The sequence below is a fragment of the Xanthomonas sp. NCPPB 2864 genome (assembly GCF_056675615.1).
This window is the reverse complement of the sequence record NZ_JBWWVS010000005.1, coordinates 1-19,348: the sequence shown is the minus strand read 5'-3', so window position 1 is coordinate 19,348 and position 19,348 is coordinate 1. Positions and strand designations below refer to the sequence as shown.

At 65.7% G+C, this 19,348-nt stretch carries 9 protein-coding genes; 8 read left to right on the top strand and 1 reads right to left on the bottom strand.

Annotated elements, in window-relative coordinates:
• Positions 1–178 precede the first annotated feature (178 nt).
• From AC1KVE_RS12465 to galD, 5 genes are all read left to right on the top strand, one after another.
• A complete protein-coding gene (locus AC1KVE_RS12465; RefSeq protein WP_046342375.1) occupies positions 179–3,109 on the top strand; it encodes a TonB-dependent receptor in 2,931 nt (976 codons plus the stop codon).
• A gap of 338 nt (positions 3,110–3,447) precedes the next feature.
• Complete coding sequence (locus tag AC1KVE_RS12460) at positions 3,448–6,171, top strand: TonB-dependent receptor (protein WP_184455738.1); 2,724 nt, start codon at positions 3,448–3,450, stop codon at positions 6,169–6,171.
• A gap of 110 nt (positions 6,172–6,281) precedes the next feature.
• A complete protein-coding gene (locus tag AC1KVE_RS12455; protein WP_184455740.1) occupies positions 6,282–8,543 on the top strand; it encodes a beta propeller repeat protein in 2,262 nt (753 codons plus the stop codon).
• A gap of 106 nt (positions 8,544–8,649) precedes the next feature.
• Entirely contained in the window at positions 8,650–10,566 is a 1,917-nt protein-coding gene (locus AC1KVE_RS12450) for a sialate O-acetylesterase (RefSeq protein WP_481092315.1), read from the top strand.
• Between the two features lie 83 nt (positions 10,567–10,649).
• Positions 10,650–12,320, top strand: a complete 1,671-nt coding sequence (gene galD, locus AC1KVE_RS12445) for a GH35 family beta-galactosidase GalD (RefSeq protein ID WP_456362935.1) — start codon at positions 10,650–10,652, stop codon at positions 12,318–12,320.
• Here galD and AC1KVE_RS12440 read toward each other — a convergent pair.
• Positions 12,311–12,445: a hypothetical protein gene (locus AC1KVE_RS12440; RefSeq protein ID WP_258071411.1), complete on the bottom strand. Its 135-nt coding sequence runs from the start codon at positions 12,443–12,445 to the stop codon at positions 12,311–12,313. The genes galD and AC1KVE_RS12440 overlap by 10 nt on opposite strands.
• On the opposite strand from AC1KVE_RS12440, the gene AC1KVE_RS12435 reads away from it, so the two are divergent.
• The 3 genes from AC1KVE_RS12435 (at position 12,444) to xylB (ending at position 19,310) form a co-directional block, all read left to right on the top strand.
• Complete coding sequence (locus AC1KVE_RS12435; protein WP_481092316.1) at positions 12,444–15,347, top strand: TIM-barrel domain-containing protein; 2,904 nt, start codon at positions 12,444–12,446, stop codon at positions 15,345–15,347. The two genes, AC1KVE_RS12440 and AC1KVE_RS12435, sit on opposite strands and share 2 nt — an antisense overlap.
• 91 nt (positions 15,348–15,438) lie before the next feature.
• Positions 15,439–17,820: a glycoside hydrolase family 95 protein gene (locus AC1KVE_RS12430; protein WP_184455748.1), complete on the top strand. Its 2,382-nt coding sequence runs from the start codon at positions 15,439–15,441 to the stop codon at positions 17,818–17,820.
• The gene (gene xylB / locus AC1KVE_RS12425) at positions 17,817–19,310 is read left to right on the top strand and encodes a xylulokinase (protein WP_024939776.1); all 1,494 of its coding nucleotides are present in this window, start codon (positions 17,817–17,819) and stop codon (positions 19,308–19,310) included. The genes AC1KVE_RS12430 and xylB overlap by 4 nt, the downstream gene beginning before the upstream one ends.
• Positions 19,311–19,348: the final 38 nt, after the last annotated feature.

Here is a 19,348-nt window from a genome sequence, read left to right as displayed (position 1 = left end):
ATCTGTGAGCCAGATCGCACGCTGAAGCGCACGTGAAGTCGGGCAGGTGATCGGCGGGCAAACCGTCAGATAGAGGGAGGGGCAGGCGTCCGTGCCGGCTCCGCCGTGATCACGCGGGCCGCGTCGCGGCGCCGCGACAACCAGTCTTCAGTCGTCTTGCGTCCTGGGAGGGATTCAGATGTACAAGTTTTCAAGCCATGCCTCGGCAGGGACGGGCGTGCACGCACGTCGTACCCCGCGTTTGCGTCATTCGGCCATGGCCGTCAGCATCGGGTTACTGCTCGCCGCCCCCGTCTATGCGCAACAGGCGCAGTCGTCGCAGGCCGCCTCCAGCGCCAATGGCGGCACCAGCGCGGTGGATCTGGACACGGTGGAAGTGCGCGGCGTGCGCGCCAGCCTGATCAAGTCGCAGGTGATCAAGCGCGATGCCAGCCAGATCGTGGATTCGGTCAGTGCCGAAGACATCGGCGCCTTGCCCGACCGCAGCGTCACCGAAACCCTGCAGCGCGTCAGCGGCGTGACCATCGATCACTTCGCCGCACGCAGCGATCCGGACCATTTCTCCGCCGAAGGCAGCGGCGTGATGATCCGCGGCCTGACCCAGGTGCGCGGCGAACTCAATGGGCGCGACATCTTCAGCGCCGCCAGCGGCCGCGGGCTGAGCTTCGAAGACGTGCCGGCCGAGTTGATGGCCGGTGTGGACGTCTACAAGAACCCCTCGGCGGAAATCATCGAGGGCGGGCTGGGCGGCACGGTCAATCTGCGTACGCGCATGCCGTTCGACAATCCGGGCCGGATCGTCGGCGGCAATGTCGATTACAACTACGGCGACATGAGCAAGAAGTACAAGCCGTCGGCCTCGTTCCTGTTCAGCGACCGCTGGAACACCGGCATCGGCGAAATGGGCTTCATGATCGATGTCGCGCATTCGGAGCTGGCCACGCGCTCGGACGGCATCCAGGTGGAGCCGTACGTGCGGCGGACCGATGAGGCCGTGCTGGCCGGAAGCGGGCGCAGCGAAGTGTTCGTGCCGGGCGGGGTGAACTGGCGTCAGCTGGATTTCGAGCGCAAGCGCGACGGGATCGCGGCGGCGTTCCAGTGGAAGCCCAGCGATGCCACCGAGATCTATGCGCAGTTCCTGCGCTCGCGCTACGAGATGAACTGGCAGGAGCGCGCCGCGTTCTTCAACGACAGTAACAACAGCATCACGCCGGCACCGGGCACCACCTTCGACTACGACGATCGCGGCGCCTTCCTGCGCGGCTCGCCGGTATCCAGCTCGTGGCGCGGGGTGCTCACCGGCGATGGTGTGCGCTTCAATACCGACAACCGCTATTCCGAACAGCGCACCACCACCACCGACATGTCGGTGGGCTTCAGCCATTTCTTCAACGACAACCTGCAGATCAAGGGCGATATGCAGCTGGTGGAGTCGGAGAACGAACAGCTGGATTTCACCGTGTTCAGTGCGACCTATCTGCCGGGCCTGTCGTACGACGTGTCGGGCAAATATCCCAGCGTGCAGATCGCCAATCCGGGCTTTACCCAGGACCCGTCCAACTACTTCTGGGCGGCGGCGATGGATCACCTGGGCAAGAACCGCGGGCGGCAGCTGTCCACGCGTGTGGATCTGGAATACACCTTCGATGACAGCAGCTGGTTGCGCTTTGCGCGCTTCGGCATGCGCGCCACCGACCGCAACCAGATCAACAAGAATTCCGGCTACAACTGGGGCGTGATCTCCGACAACTGGGCCGCCATTCCGGGCACCAGCAACGGCCTGGCGAATATGTCCGAGTTCATGACCGACCAGTCGTCGTTGTTCACCTTCTCCGACTTCTTTCGCGGCGGGGTGAACGTGCCGACCACGCTGGTGGTGCCCAACAGCAGCCTGGTCAACAACTACCGCTCCGCCTCGCAGATGATCCAGCAGATCGTGGCGCTGCGCGGCTACGGCTGGGCGCCGGACACCTATCAGCCGCAGGACACCAACCGCCAGCACGAACGCACCCAGGCCGCCTACGCGGCGCTGTACTTCGGCAACGACGAGGCCTGGGGCGTGCCGGTGGACGGCAACATCGGCATCCGCGTGGTGCAGACCAAGACCCAGGCCGAAGGCTTTGGCCAGTTCCAGAACCTGGCCGGGCTCAATGTCTCGCCGGAACTGCAGGCGCGCTATACCGGGCAGTACTTCGAGAACAACTCCCAGGGCAGCTATACCAACGTGCTGCCCAGCCTGAACCTGCGGCTGCGCTTCACCGACAGCCTGCAGTGGCGCTTTGCCGCCTCCAAGGCGATGGCGCGCCCGGACTACACCCAACTGCAGCCGTATGTGTTGCTCAACGTGGAAACCAACGACGCCGGCCAGGCGACCGATTTTGTCGGCACCGCCGGCAACCCGAACCTCAAGCCGATGGTGGCCAACCAGTTCGACACTGCGCTGGAGTGGTATTTCGACACCAGCGACATGCTGTACGCCACGCTGTTCTACAAGAAGGTCAAGGATTACTTCTCCACCCAGACCCGCAGCGAGATCTACGACAACCGCCCCTGGCTGGTGACGCGCCCGTACAACATGGACGAGGGCACCATCCGCGGTGCGGAGCTGGGCTATACCCAGTTCTTCGATCAGCTGCCGGGCTGGCTGAGCGGGTTCGGCGTCAATGCCAACTTCACCTTCGTCGACAGCCAGGGCGGCGCCAACACCGCCACCGACCCGTACACCAATACCACCGTCACCGGTGTCGAGCTGCCACTGGAAGGCCTGTCGCGGCGCAGCTACAACCTGGCCGGTATCTACGAGAAGGGCCCGTTGTCGTTGCGTCTGGCCTACAACTGGCGCTCGCGCTACCTGCTGACCACCAGCGATGCGTCCACCCGTCTGCCGACCTGGGCCGACGACTATGGCCAGCTCGACGGCTCGTTCTTCTACCGCTTCAACGAGCACCTGCAACTGGGCGTGCAGGCCAACAACCTGACCAACACGGTGACCAAGGTGCTGATGGGGCCGACCTCGTACGAAGGCGGCGAGGTGGATCCGCGTCTGTATACGCGCTCTTCGTTCGTCAACGACCGGCGCTATTCGCTGGTGCTGCGCATGAACTGGTAAGCGAAGGCCATCACGGAACTGCCGTGTGCGGGCTCGCAGACTTGAGCCCGCTTTGGCCGCTCCGGCCGTCCGGATCCGCAATGCCAGACCCAGCGGGTTTGTCGGCGTTGCTATAGTTTTTACGAATAGCTTTCCAGGAATATTTCATTGGTGTGGCACGACAGCGCCGCCCTATGCTCCGGCCGCAGCCGCTAGGTAAGCCTTGTCAGGATTACCACGCATCGCACCGCCCGGCCTTCCGGTCGTGGGCGGATGCGGGCCAGCACCAACGACGGGCAGGGCGTTCGCGCACCGGCCCGCTAAAAATTAGAAGTACATGCGTCCTGGGAGGGAGCACCATGTCAGTGCAACATCGCCACATTCCGGCAAGCCGGACTGTGGGTCAGCGTTCGATCCGTGATTTCCGCCGCTCCGTGATGGCCCTCAGTGTGGCCACGCTGTTGAGCACGCAGGCCTACGCGCAGGACGCGACCACCACAGCCACCCCGGCTCAGGACTCCACCACCCAGCAGCTCGACACGGTGCAGGTCACCGGCACGCGCAGCAGCGTCACCAAGGCGCAGCTGGTCAAGCAGAACGCCGAGCAGATCGTCGATTCCATCGTTGCCGAAGACATCGGCAAGCTGCCCGACAACAACGTCGCCGAGGCGCTGCAGCGCATCTCCGGTATCCAGATCTCGCGCAACTACGGCGAAGGCAGCTCGATCGCCATCCGCGGCCTGACCCAGGTGCGCACCGAACTCAATGGCCGTGACATCTTCACCGCCAACGATGGCCGTGGCCTGAGCTTCGAGGACGTGTCGGCCGAACTGCTCGGCGGCGTCAACGTGTACAAGAATCCCTCGGCCGACATGATCGAAGGTGGCCTGGGCGGCACCGTCGACCTGCGCACGCGCCTGCCTTTCGACTATGACGGCCGCAAGATCGCCGGCAGCGTCCAATACAACTATTACGACCTGGCCGACGACGGCAAGCCGGCGTTCTCGGGCCTGTTCAGCGATCGCTGGCAGACCGGCATCGGCGAGATCGGCCTGCTGGTGAACTACTCGCAGCAGAAGAGCCCGTTCCGCCAGGACACCATCTCGATCGAGCCGTGGTACACGCAAACCGATCTGCCGGGCTATGAAGGCCAGGGCGTGTCGGTGCCGCACGGCGCCGGCATCAACACCACCATCGGTGAGCGCGAGCGCAAGACCGGTGCGTTCGCGATGCAGTGGCGTCCGAACGATTCGGTCGAGGTCTACACGCAGGTGCTGCGTTCGGATTACGACTTCAGCTGGCACGACTATTCGTTCTTCGCCCTGACCGGCGCCAACCCGATGCAGGGCTTGCCGGGCATCCAGGTCAACGACCGCAACGAGTTCGTCAATGGCTCGTTTCAGAACGTGCCGACCGAATCCAACACCAGTCTGACCGAGCGGCATTCGGTGACCACCGATTACTCGCTGGGCGCCAAGTGGACGGTCAACGAGAAGCTGACCCTGAGCACCGACTTCCAGTACGTCGATGCCACCACCAAGGGCACGCGCTACATCGTCGCCACCGGGCAAGACACCAGCCCGCAGTTCAACGTCGACTTCCGTGGCGATCTGCCGCGCCTGTCGGTGACCGATGCCAGCGGCGCGGAAGGCTATCTGGCCGATGCCAACAACTACGACGGCTGGCGCTGGCACCTGGACAACAAGGACGACAACAAGGGCACCGAGTTCGCCTGGCGCGCCGACATGGACCTGGCCTTCGACAGCGACTTCGTGCGCAGCTTCAAGGCCGGTGTGCGTTACACCGACCGCGATGCCGAGACCAAGGGCAATATCTACCGTTTCATGTGCATCAACGATTGCTCGGGCACGCCGTTCTCGCAGTACCCGACCATCGGTCTGGTGACCAACCCGATCACCGACTTTTTCCGCGGTGAGAGCAGCACCTTCGGCCGCACGCTGACGGCTGCCGACTCGGCAGTGGCCAACTACGAGCAGACCCTGGCTACCTTCGGCGCCAGCCCGCTGGAATTTGCGCCCAACAACATCAATACGCAGAACGAGAAGACCTACGCGGCCTATGGCGTGCTGCGCTTCGGCGTGGACAGCGACTCGATTCCGTTCGACGGCAACATCGGCGTGCGCGTGGTGCGGACCGAGGTGGGCTCGCAGGGCGTGCGCACCGGAACCGACAGCGAAGGCGGCGGACTGATCCCGGTGGATGCGCAGCAGACCTATACCGACGTGCTGCCCAGCTTGAACCTGCGCTGGATGCTGAGCGATCAGCTGCAGTGGCGTTTTGCGGCCTCGCGCGGCATCTCCCGTCCCACCTTCGACCGGCTCAACCCAAACCTGAGCCTGAGCACCGGCACCTCCAATGGTGCCTCGACCTTCACCGGTACCGCGGGTAACCCGAGTCTGGAAGCGGTCAAGGCCGACCAGTTCGACACCGCGCTGGAGTGGTACTTCGGCCAGGGCTCGATGATGTACGGCACCTTGTTCTACAAGAAGGTCGAAGGCTTCATCGCCAATGCCGTCTTCAACGAGGTCTACGACGGCCAGGTCTGGCAGATCACCCGTCCGGTCAACGGCGATGCCGGCAAGATCCGCGGTGCGGAACTGGGTTATACGCAGTTCTTCGACTTCCTGCCGGGCTGGTTGAGCGGCTTCGGCCTGCAGACCAACTACACCTATGTCGACAGCGAGGCGCCGAGCCCCACCGCCACCGACACCAACGGCCAGGCGCTGACCGTGCCGCTGGAAGGTCTGTCCAAGAACAGCTACAACGCGATCCTCAGCTACGAAACCTCGCGCTTCCAGGGCCGTGTGGCCTACAACTGGCGCAGCGACTGGCTGGTGACCACCGCGGGCAACGGCACCGGTAACCTTCCGGTCTATAACAAGGGCTTCGGCCAGCTGGATGCCTCGCTGCGTTTCAACATCAATGATGTGTGGTCGATTTCGCTCGATGGCGTGAATCTGCTCGATACCCGTCGCGAAAGCTATCTGGGCACCGAGTCGCGCTACCGTGACTTCGTGATCAACGATCGTCGGTATGGCCTGACATTGCGGGCCAGCCTGTAGAACGCGCCGTAGGAAGTGCGTCTCCGGTCCGGCGAGCTGTGCAGGCAGCCCGTCGGGCCGGTGTTTTTCCTATCGACGGCAGGCCGTCGATCGCAAGAGGAGCCGGAGGAATGATCGCTGTGATCGATCCGCCTACTGTGCGCCGCGTTACCGCAGCGATGTGGCCGGTCCGTGTATGGCTGGCACTGCTGGTGCTGTTGTCGCTTTCGATCCTGCCGCTGCAGGCCGCCGATCCGGCGTCCCAGGGGCCTTACCAATGGCGCAGCGTCGCCATCGGCGGTGGCGGATTCGTCACCGGTGTGCTGTTTCATCCCGCCGAGCGCGACCTTGCGTATGCACGTACCGATGTCGGTGGTGCGTACCGCTGGGATGCGCGCGCGCAGCAGTGGGTGGCACTGACCGACTGGCTGGGTGCCGACGACTGGAACCTGATGGGGATCGACGCATTCGCGGTCGATCCTGCCGACCCGCAGGCGCTGTATCTGGCTGCAGGTACTTACATGCACGAGCGCGCCGGCAATGCCGCGGTGCTGCGCTCGTTCGATCGCGGCCGCAGTTTCGAGCGTGCCGAGTTGCCGTTCAAACTCGGCGGCAATCAATTGGGCCGTGCCAATGGCGAACGGCTGGCGGTGGACCCGCACGATGGCCGTGTGCTGTTGCTGGGCTCACGCGATGCAGGGCTGTGGCGCAGCGACGATCGCGGCGCGCACTGGGCGCGGGTGGATGCATTTCCCGCCGAGGCAATGGCGGGCGCGACGGCGCGCAATCATGTCGGACGCGAGCAGGCGGTGGGCATCGCCTTTGTCGTCTTCGATGCCGCCAGCGGCCGCCCCGGCCGTCCGACCCCGCGCATCTATGTCGGCGTGTCCACCGCGCAGACCAGTCTGTATGTTTCCGACGACGCCGGCCGCAGCTGGTCGGCAGTGGCCGGGCAGCCCAAGGGCCTGCGTCCCAGTCATATGGCCGGCGGCAGCGATGGGCAGTGGTACCTGAGCTACGGCGACCAGCCCGGGCCGGACCTGATGGCCGGCGGCGCGCTGTGGAAATACACCCCGGCGCAGGGGCGCTGGACCGAGATCAGCCCGATCGCGCAGCCGGCCAGCGGCGATGGTTTCGGCTGGGGCGCGGTGGCGGTGGATCCGCAACAGCCGCAGGTGCTGCTGGCCAGCACCTTCCGCCGTCGTAGCCCGCGCGATGAGCTATTCCGCAGCGTCGACGGCGGGCGCAGCTGGACGCCGTTGCTGGCGGGCGCGCAGTTCGATCACAGCGCAGCGCCGTGGACCGCGCAGGCCACGCCACACTGGATGGGCGCGCTGGCGATCGATCCGTTCGACAGCAACCACGCGCTGTTTGTCACCGGCTACGGCATCTGGGCCTCGCGCAACCTGCAGGATTTCGCCAGGCAGCAGCAGCCGTTGCAGTGGTGGTTCCAGGATCGTGGGCTGGAAGAGACCGTGCCGCTGGATCTGCTGAGCCCGATGCAGGGCGCGCACCTGCTCAGTGCGCTGGGCGATATCGACGGCTTCCGGCACGACGATCTGGAGCGTGCGCAGCTGCAATACGCCGGTCCGCGCCTGACCAATGGCGAGAGCATCGATGCCGCCGGGCAGGCCGCGCAGTGGGTGGTGCGCAGCGGTACCGTGCGCGATCGCCGCAACAACGAGATCCGTGCGCTGTACTCGCGCGATGGCGGCGCGCAGTGGACGGCGTTCGCCAGCGAGCCGCCAGCCGGGCAGGGCGCCGGCAACATCGCCATTGCCGCCGATGCATCCCATGTGGTGTGGGCGCCCGAGAAAGGCGGCAACTGGCGCACCGCCGATTTCGGCAAGCACTGGCAACGTGTGCAGGGCCTGCCCGAGACAGCGTTGGCGGTGGCCGATCGCGTCGATGCGCGGCGCTGGTATGCAGTGGATACCGCCAGCGGGCGCTTGTACGAGAGCCGCGATGGTGCAGCGAGCTTTCGCGACACCGGTGCACAGGCCGGCAACCCGGCGCGCGACGAACGGGCGCGCCCGCAGCTGCGCCCGGATCCGTGGCGGGCGGGGGTGGTATATCTGGCCAGCCCCGCGCTGGGCGTGATGCGCTGGCAGGATGGGCGTTTGCAGACCTTGTCCAGGCCGGATGAGGCGCGTTCGCTGGGCATCGGCAAGGCACTGCGCGATGGCGCACCGCCGGCGCTGTATCTGGCCGGCCGCGTGGATGGAGTGGACGGCGTGTTCCGCTCCGACGATGAAGGCGCGCACTGGTTGCGCATCAACGACGACGCGCACCGGTTCGGCAAGCCCTACAGCGTCACCGGCGACCCGCGCCTCCCCGGGCGCGTGTACTTCGCCACCGGTGGGCGTGGCATCTTCTACGGCGATCCACGATGAGCGCTGCGTCCCTGTGCGCGTCATCGCGCTGTCTTACCGTGTACGGCGGCATGCGCCGTCGCATCGCTGCGCGCCGAGTGGCCGCGCCGACCCTGGAGATCACTGCATGACTGTTTCCCTCATCCGTCGTGGCTGCCTGTTGGGCCTGGTGCTCGCCAGCCCTGCTGCATTGGCGCAACCGAGCCTGCCGTTGTTGTTCGCCGATGGCGCGGTGCTGCAGCGCGACCAGGCGATGCCGGTGTGGGGCTGGGCCACGCCCCATGCCGCCATCACGGTCAGCTTCGACGGCAAGCGGGCCACCGCCAAGGCCGATGCCAAAGGCCAGTGGAAGGTCAGCCTGCCCGCACACAAGGCCGGCGGCCCCTATGTGCTGAGCGTGCAGGGCGACGGCGGCGAGTTGCAGGTGCGCGATGTGCTGGTCGGCGATGTGTGGCTGGCCAGCGGTCAATCGAACATGGAGTGGCCGCTGGCGCAGGCCAGCGATGGCCCGCAGGCGGTGGCGGCGGCCAACGACCCGCAGTTGCGGCACTTCAAGGTGCCCAAGTCGTGGTCGCTGCAGCCGGAAGCGCGCCTGACCGGCGGCGACTGGAAGTCCGCCACGCCGGACAACGCCGGCGAGTTCACCGCAGTCGGTTATTTCTTCGCCAAGGAGCTGCGCGCCAGCACCGGCGTGCCGATCGGCATCGTCAACAGCACCTGGGGCGGCAGCGCGATCGAGGCGTGGATGGATGCGGCCTCGCTGGGCCTGGATGCCGGGCAGAACCAGGGCGCGATCGAAGCGATCAAGCAGCGCGATGCCGCTGCGCAGGCGGCCACCGGCAAGCGCATCGCGCGCTGGCCCAAGGTGGATGGCGAGATGCCGCAGTGGCGCGAAGCGACATTCGACGACAGCGACTGGGACAGCATCCCGACCACCCAGCAGTGGGAATCCAGCGGCTATGACGGCATGGACGGGATCGCCTGGTATCGCACCACGGTCACCCTGAGCGCTGCCGAAGCCAAGGCCGGCATCACGTTGGGCGTGGGACAGATCGACGACTCGGACATCACCTACGTCAATGGCCAGCAGGTCGGCACGACCGAAAAGCAGTGGAACCTGCCGCGCGTCTACAGCGTGCCGGCTTCGGCCTTGCATGCAGGGGTCAACCACATCGCGGTGCGGGTGGAAGATCTCAGTGGCGGTGGCGGCATGCATGGTCCGGACGAGCAGCGCTTCGTGCAGACCAGCGCCGGTGCCAAACGCGCGTTGGGCGGCTGGAAATTCCGCCCGGCCGCCGTGCGTGTATCGCTGGTCGACAACAAGAATCAGCTGCCCACGCTGCTGTACAACCAGATGATCCATCCGCTGCAGCCGTTCCCGGTCAAGGGCGTGATCTGGTACCAGGGCGAAACCAATGCCAGTGACACCGGCGCGGTGAAGTACCGTGAACAGTTCGCCGCGATGATCCAGCAATGGCGCGCCGAACGCGGGGAAAAGACGCTGCCGTTCCTGTGGGTGCAGCTGGCCAACTTCAAGGCCGGCGGCGACAAGGGTGAGCTGAGTCCGTGGGCACTGTTGCGCGAGTCGCAGTCCAAGACGCTGGCGCTGCCGGCGACCGGGCAGGCGGTGATCATCGATATCGGCAACCCCGCCGATATCCATCCCACCAACAAGCGCGATGTCGGCCATCGCCTTGCGCTTGCTGCACGTCATGTGGCGTACGGCCAAACGCTGGTGTACAGCGCGCCCGTGTTCAAGCAGGCGCGCTTTGTCGATGGTCAGGCAATGCTGAGTTTCGATCTGCAGGGCAGTGCCTTGCAGGTGCGTAACGGTGGCGAAGTGCAGGGCTTCCGCGTCGCCGGTGCCGACAAACACTTCCATCCGGCCACCGCACGCATCGAGGGCGATCGCGTGATCGTGCGCAGCGACGCGGTGGCTGCACCGGTCGCGGTGCGCTACGGCTGGAGCGAAAACCCGGACGACGCCAACCTGGTCAATCGCGAACAGCTTCCCGTTTCCCCCTTCCGCACCGATACCTGGTGACACGGAGTCTTATGTCCATGCATTCCCCCGTTGCACGTGTGATCGCTCCTTCCCCTGCACGCCGATACCTGCGTCCGCTGCTGCTGTCCGCGCTGACGCTGGCCCTGGCGGCGTGCCAATCCGGCGAGCAGAACGACCAAGCCAAACCGGCCGCAGTCGCACCGACTGCCGGTAGCGCAGCGACCGCGCCCGCCACGGCAGCGGCGCCGGCTGCGCAGACGCCGATGCCGCAGTTCGTCAGCAAGGACGGCAAGCACGCATTGATGGTCGATGGCGCGCCATTCCTGATCCTGGGCGCGCAGGTCAACAACTCCAGCAACTATCCCGGCGTGATGGACAAGGTGTGGCCGGCGATGCAGGTGCTGGGCCCCAATACCGTGCAGGTGCCGATCGCCTGGGAGCAGGTCGAGCCGGAAGAAGGCAAGTTCGATTTCTCCTTCGTCGATACGCTGCTCACGCAGGCACGCGAGCACAAGGTGCGGCTGGTGCTGCTGTGGTTTGCGACCTGGAAGAACAACGGCCCGGCGTATGCGCCGCATTGGGTCAAGACCGACAACCAGCGCTTCCCACGCGTGGTGACGCGCGAGGGCAAGGCGATCGGGTCGCTGTCGCCGCATGCGCAGGCCACCCTGGATGCCGACCGCAAGGCCTTTGTCGCCTTCATGCAGCACCTCAAGCAGGTCGATCCGCAGCACACTGTAATCATGATCCAGCCCGAGAACGAGCCGGGCACCTACGGCAGCGTGCGCGACTTCTCGCCGATGGCGCAGAAGCTGTTCGACGGCCCGGTGCCGGAAGAGCTGCTCAAGCGCTTGAACAAGCAGCCGGGCAGCTGGGCACAGGTGTTCGGTGCCGATGCGGACGAGATCTTCCATGCCTGGTCGATCGGCCGCTACATCGACCAGGTGGCCGAAGCCGGCAAGGCCGAATACCCGCTGCCGATGTACGTCAACGCCGCACTGCGCGGCCCGTTCAATCCCGGCCAGCCTGGCCAGTACGCCAGCGGTGGCCCCACCGACAACGTGCTGGATGTGTGGAAGGCCGCCGGCCCGCATATCGACCTGCTGGCGCCGGACATCTACATGCCCGAGTACCGTACCTACACCACGGTACTGGAGCGCTACGCCCGCCCGGACAATGCGCTGTTCGTCGCCGAAACCGGCAACCGCCCGGAATACGCGCGCTATCTGTTCCCCACGCTGGGCCACGATGGCATCGGCTGGTCGGCGTTCGGCATGGACTACACGCGTTATTCCAACTATCCGCTGGGCGCCAAGCACGTCAACGCAGAAACCCTGGCCCCGTTTGCGCTGGGGTTCGAGCTGGTCAAGCGCGGCATGCGTCCGTTCGCCAAGGCCGCGTCCGAAGGCAAGCTGCACGGCACGGCCGAAGAACCCGGCCAGGCGGTGCAGGAGCTGCAGCTCAACGAGCGTTGGGGCGCCACCATCACCTACGGCGTGCCGCAGTTCTGGTTCAAGGGCGAGCCGCCGGGCAACCCCGAGCCGATCGGCGCGGCCTTGATCGCCGAGCTTGGCCCGGACGAATTCCTGGTCACCGGCTACCACGTGCGCGTGACCCTGCATCCGGCCAGCGAGGCGACCGCCAACATGCTCTACGACCGCGTCGAGGAAGGCGTGTACGACGGCAGCGACTGGAAGTTCGAGCGCAACTGGAACGGCGACCAGACCGATTACGGCGTCAATTTTTCCAGCGCGCCGCAGCTGCTGAAGATCAAGCTGGCCACCTACAAGTAAACCTGCACGGCCACTTGCTGCGCAGCCAGATCGCTGCGCAGCAGGCCCGCTTCCAGGTCGAACGCAATGAACCCATGCGTTGCCGCCCCCGCGGCAGCGTTTCGTAATTCCAAGGGAGTGAACATGCAAACCATCAACCGTTCCGCCGGCCATGCGCCTGCCACCCGACGTACACCGCTTGCGCAGTGCCTGGCGTTGTCGCTGGCCTTGCTGGCCAATGCCGCGCACGCGCAGGAAGTGCGCAAGGCCGCCGATGGCGTCACCGTGGTGCCGAGCGCCAAGGGCGCCGCACCGGTGCGTCTGCAGGTGGTCGATGCCGGCATCATCCGCGTCAGTGCCGACCCGGACGGCGACTTCGCGCGCAGCCCCAGCCTGATGCGCGTGCCGGTGCAGGGCGATGGCAACTTCCAGCTGGCCGAGCAGGGCGACAGCGTGCAGCTGAAGACCGGCAAGGTCACCGCCACCGTGTCCACCGTCGATGGCCATGTCAGCTTCGCCGATGCCAATGGCAAGCCGGTGTTGTCGGAGGTTGCCGGCGGGCGCAGCTTTGCGCCGCTGAAAGTGGAGGGCAAGCAGTACCTGAGCGTGCGTCAGCGCTTCCAGTCGCCCGACGACGAAGCGCTTTACGGCTTCGGCCAGCACCAGCAGGGCTGGATGAACCAAAAGGGCCGCAACATCGAGTTGCAGCAGAACAATATCGACATGGCGGTGCCGTACCTGGTGTCCAGCCGCAACTACGGCCTGCTGTGGGACAACAACTCGATCAGCCGCCTGGGCGACCCGCGCGGCCTGCAGCCGCTGCCCAAGACGTTGAAGTTGTACGACGCCAAGGGCAAGGCCGGTGCGCTGACCGCGCGTTATGCGATCAACGGCAAGCAGATCGTGGAACGCCGCGAGAGCGAGGTGAACTACCAGTACCTCAGCGACCTGACCAAGTATCCGAAGAAGGCGATCACCAAGGACAAGGACAGCCGCATGCAGGTCACCTGGGAGGGCGAGATCGAAGCGCTCACCGGTGGCGAGCACACCTTCTCGCTGTATTCGAGCGAGTACGCCAAGCTGTACGTGGACGGCAAGCTGGTCGTCGATCGCTGGCGCCAGAACTGGAACCCGTGGAATCACGAGTTCACGCTGGATCTGGAGCCGGGCACGCGCCACACCGTCAAGGTCGAATGGGACCTGATCGACCCCAGCTACATCGCGCTGCTGCACCGCGACCCGCTGCCAGCCGCCGAAGCGAAGGACCTGTCGCTGTGGTCAGAAGCCGGCCAGATGATCGACTACTACTTCGTCTCGGCCGATTCCTACGATCAGGCCGTGGCCGGCTACCGCGAGCTCACCGGCAAGTCGGTGATGCTGCCCAAGTGGGCCTACGGCTTCTGGCAGAGCCGCGAGCGTTACAAGAGCCAGGACGAGTTGGTCGGCGCGGTGGCCGAATACCGTAAGCGCAAGTTGTCGCTGGACAACATCGTGCTCGACTGGTCGTACTGGCCCGAGAATGCCTGGGGCTCGCACGATTTCGACCCGCAGCACTTCCCCGATCCGGACGGCATGGTCAAGGCGGTGCACGACATGCATGCGCAGATCATGATTTCGATCTGGCCCAAGTTCTATCCCACCACCGCCAACTACAAGGAACTGGACGCGGCCGGTTTCATGTTCAAGCGCAACGTGGAAGTGGGTGAGCTGGACTGGATCGGCAAGGGCTACAAGAACTCGTTCTACGATCCGTATTCGGAAAAGGCGCAGGCGATCTACTGGCGCCAGGTCAACGAAAAGCTCAACAGCAAGGGCTTCGATGCGTGGTGGATGGACGCCGACGAACCGGACGTGCATTCCAACCTGGACATCGGCGAGCGCAAGGCGCGCACCACGCCCAACGCGCTGGGCTCGTCCACCGAATACTTCAACTCCTACCCGTTGCCGCACACCCATGGCGTGTACGTGGGCGACCGTGCGGCCGACGACAAGCGCGTGTTCATCCTCTCGCGCAAGGGCTACGCCGGCACCCAGCGCAATGCGGTGGCAGTGTGGAGCGGCGACATCGTCTCGCGCTGGGACGACATGCGCGACCAGATCTCCGGTGGCGTCAACATGGCGCTGTCGGGCCTGCCCAACTGGACCTTCGACATCGGCGGCTTTGCGGTGGAGAAGCGCTACGAGAACCAGGACCCGGCACACCTGCCGGAATGGCGCGAACTCAACACGCGCTGGTTCCAGTTCGGCGCATTCGTGCCGATCTTCCGCTCGCACGGCCAGTTCCCGTACCGCGAGATCTGGAACATCGCCCCGGAAGGCACGCCGTTCTACGACAGCATGGCGTACTACAACCGCCTGCGTTACGCGTTGCTGCCGTACATCTACAGCCTGGCCGGCGACACCTATCAGCGCGATGGCGTGATCATGCGCGGCATGATGATGGACTTCCCGAACGACCCCAAGGTCCGCGACATCAACGACCAGTACCTGTTCGGCCCGGCCTTCCTGGTCGCACCGGTGACCCGCTTCGGCGCCACCTCGCGTCAGGTCTATCTGCCGGCCGGCAGCAGCTGGCTGGATTTCGCCACCGGCAAGCGCTATGAAGGCGGCCAGAGTATCGAGGCGGCCGCGCCGATCGAGCGCATGCCGTTGTTCGTGCGCGCCGGTTCCATCGTGCCGACCGGCCCGGTGCAGGAATACGTGGATCAGAAGCCGGATGCGCCGCTCACCGTGGTGGTCTACACCGGCGCCGACGGCCAGTTCTCGCTGTATGAGGACGACGGCAAGGGCTACGGCTACGAGAAGGGCGAGTTCAGCCGCATTCCGCTGCGCTGGAACCAGGCCAAGGGCGAGCTGAGCATCGGCAAGCGCGAAGGCAGCTGGACCGGCATGCAGGCCAAGCGCACCGTCAATGTGCGCTTTGTCGACGGCCCGCGCGAGGACGCCGGTGCGCTGGAGCCCAGGACCGATGCCAGCATCCAGTACGACGGCAATCCGGTCAGCGTGTTGCAGCGCAAGATTGCGTCCGGCAAAGCGCGTCGTCGATGATCGCAACTCGTTGTCAGTCAGTGAGTGCGCAGATGCCGGATCGCCGCAAGGCTCGGGCGTGCAGGTCCGGTCATGCAGCACGGTGGTGCACGTGCTGACCCGCAGGGAAGTCTGCAAGGCAACCGGTGCCGCACTCGCGGCGCTGGGCGCTGCGCCGGCTGCGTCCGTCATTGCTGCGCCGGCCAAGGCTGCCGGCGAGCAATCGCTGCCTGCCGTTGCTGCGGGCGATGCCTTGCAGCTGTGGTACCGCGAACCGGCCAACGAATGGGTGCAGGCGCTGCCGGTCGGCAACGGCCGGCTGGGCGCGATGGTGTGGGGCGGCATTGCCCACGAGCGCCTGCAACTCAACGAGGACACGCTGTACGCAGGTGGCCCGTACGATGCCACCAGCCCCGACGCGCTGGCGGCCTTGCCACAGGTGCGCGCGCTCGTGTTTGCCGGGCGCTATGCCGAAGCCGAAACCCTGGCCGACGCCAAGATGCTCTCGCGTCCGCTCAAGCAGATGCCGTATCAACCGCTGGGCGATCTGTTGCTGGATTTCGATCGTGCCGACGGCATCAGCGAGTATCGCCGCCAGCTCGATCTGGATACCGGCGTCGCCACCACCACGTTCCGCTCCGGCGGTGCTGTGCACAAGCGCGAAGTGTTCGTGTCGGCACAGTCGCAATGCATCGTGGTGCGCCTGTCCTGCGATCGGACACGCGCGATTTCCTTGCGCGTGGGCATCGACAGCCCGCAGACCGGCGCGGTCACGGTGGAGCAGGACGGGCTGCTGTTCAGCGGCCGCAACGGCAGCTTCGCCGGCATCGACGGCAAGCTGCGTTTTGCCTTGCGCGTGCTGCCGCAGGTCAAGGGCGGCACGCTCAGCGGGCTGCGTGACCGCCTGCGCATCGAGGCCGCCGATGAAGTGGTGCTGCTGCTCACCGCCGCCACCAGCTACCAACGCTTTGATGCAGTCGATGGCGATCCGTTGGCATTGACCGCAGCAAGCATGCAGAAGGCCGGCAAGCTGGACTATGCCGCACTGCTGCGTGCGCATCTGGCCGATCACCAGCGGCTGTTCCGGCGCGTGGCGATCGATCTGGGCACTAGCGAGGCGGCGGCACTGCCCACCGACGAGCGCGTGCAGCGTTTTGCGCAGGGCAACGACCCGGCGCTGGCCGCGTTGTATCACCAGTTCGGCCGTTATCTGCTGATCTGCAGCTCGCGGCCCGGCACCCAGCCGGCCAATCTGCAGGGCATCTGGAACGACCTGATGCAGCCGCCGTGGGAAAGCAAGTACACCATCAACATCAACACCGAGATGAACTACTGGCCCAGCGAGGCCAACGCGCTGCACGAGTGCGTCGAACCGTTGGAATCCATGTTGTTCGATCTGGCCAAGACCGGCGCGCACACCGCACGTGCGATGTACGACGCACCGGGTTGGGTGGTGCACAACAACACCGATCTGTGGCGCCAGGCCGGGCCGATCGATGGCGCCAAGTGGAGCCTGTGGCCGATGGGTGGCGTCTGGCTGTTGCAACAGCTATGGGACCGCTGGGATTACGGCCGCGACCGTGCCTATCTGGACAGGATCTACCCCTTGTTCAAGGGCGCGGCGGAGTTCTTCGTCGCCACGCTGGTGCGTGATCCGCAGACCGGCGCGATGGTGACCAACCCGTCGATGTCGCCGGAAAACCAGCATCCGTTCAACGCTGCGCTGTGTGCCGGCCCCACCATGGATGCGCAGCTGCTGCGCGATCTGTTCGCCCAATGCATCGCGATGAGCAAGCTGCTCAGGGTCGACGACGCCTTCGCGCAACAACTGAGCACGCTGCGCGAGCAATTGCCGCCCAACCGCATCGGCAAGGCGGGGCAATTGCAGGAGTGGCAACAGGACTGGGACATGCAGGCGCCGGAGATCCATCACCGTCACGTCTCGCATCTGTACGCCTTGCATCCTTCGAGCCAGATCAATCTGCGCGATACGCCCGAGCTTGCCGCCGCAGCCAAGCGCACGCTGGAAACGCGCGGCGACAACGCCACCGGCTGGGGCATCGGCTGGCGGCTGAATCTGTGGGCACGGCTGGCCGATGGCGAGCATGCCTACCGCATCCTGCAACTGCTGATCTCGCCCGAGCGCACCTACCCGAATCTGTTCGACGCGCATCCGCCGTTCCAGATCGACGGCAACTTCGGCGGCACCGCCGGCATCACCGAAATGCTGCTGCAAAGCTGGGGCGGCAGCGTGTTCCTGCTGCCTGCCTTGCCCAAGGCATGGCCGCGCGGCAGTGTGCGTGGCTTGCGCGTGCGCGGCGGTGCCAGCGTGGACCTGCACTGGGAGGGCGGCCGCCTGCAGCAGGCACGCGTGCACAGCGAGCGGGGCGGGCGCTATCAACTGTCTTACGCAGGGCAGACCCTGGACCTGGAACTGGGTGCCGGCCGCACCCGGCAGGTGGGCCTCAACAACAACCGATTGGTGACGCAATGAGCTTGTACGTAGGACTGGATGTGGGCACGCAGAGCGTCAAGCTGGTGGCCTACGACCCACAGGAGCGCGCCGTGGTCGCCACGATCGCCGCGCCGATGGAACTGATCAGCCGCGACGACGGCACCCGCGAGCAACAGGCGCAGTGGTGGATCGACGGCATCGTGCATTGCTTCGCGCAGCTCGATGGCGAGCAGCGTGCGCAGGTGCGTGGCATCTCGGTCTCCGGCCAGCAGCACGGTTTCGTGCCGGTGGCCGCCGATGGCAGCGTCACCGCACCGGTGAAGCTGTGGTGCGATACCAGCACCGCACTGGAATGCGAGGAAATCATGGATGCGGTAGGCGGCGCCGCAGGCAGTGTGGCCACCGCCGGCAACCCGATCATGGCCGGCTACACCGCCTCCAAGCTGCCGTGGACGCGCAAGCATCGCCCCGAGGCGTATGCGGCGATGACCACGGTGATGCTGCCGCACGACTACGTGAACTTCTGGCTCACCGGCGAGCGCTTTGCCGAAGTCGGCGATGCCTCCGGCACCGGCTGGCTGGACGTGCGCACGCGGCAGTGGTCCGAGCGCATGCTCGGCGCGGTGGACGCGCAGCGCGACCTGCGCGAGGCACTGCCGCCGTTGGTGGAGACCGGCGCGGTCTATGCCTTGTCCGACGCCGCCGCCGATGCCTTGAATCTGCCGGCCGGCGTGCGTGTCACCACCGGCGGCGGCGACAACATGATGGCCGCCATCGGCACCGGCAACGTGGTGCCGGGACGCCTGACCATGAGCCTGGGTACCTCGGGCACCTTGTTCGCCTACGCCGATCACCCGGTGGTGGACGACGAGGCACGCTGGGCCGCGTTCTGTTCGTCCAGCGGCGGCTGGCTGCCGCTGATCTGCACCATGAACTGCACCGTCGCCACCGAGGCGGTGATGCGCATGTTCTCGATCACCCGCGAGCAGACCGACGCCTTGATCGCGAGTACCACGCCGGGCGCCGATGGGCTGGTGCTGCTGCCGTTCTTCAACGGCGAGCGCACCCCGGACTTGCCGGCCGCCCGCGGCTGCCTGTTCGGCATGGACCTGCACAACACCACCCCGGCGCATTTCTATCGCGCCGCGATGGAAGGGGCGACCTACAGCCTGCGCAACGGCTTCGATGCCTTCGTTGCGGCGGGTCTGCAGTTCGACACCATCCTGCTCACCGGCGGCGGCAGCAAGAGCGCGCAATGGCGGCAGATGGTGGCCGATATTTTCAACCTGCAGGTCGTGGTGCCGACCCAGCCCGAAGGCGCTGCCTTCGGTGCCGCGCTGCAGGCCTTGTGGGCCTGCGATCGCGATGACGGCGCTACGCACGCGTTGTCGGATGTGGTGCTGGAGCATCTGCAGGTGGACGACAGCCTGTCGGCGCGCCCGGATCCGCAGCGCGTGGCCCAGTATCAGCAGCACTACCAGCACTTCCTCAAGCACCTGCATGTGGTCAGCCCGCTTTACGCCGGCTGATCGACACGCTTTCTACAACTCCCCCAGCAGCAAGGACA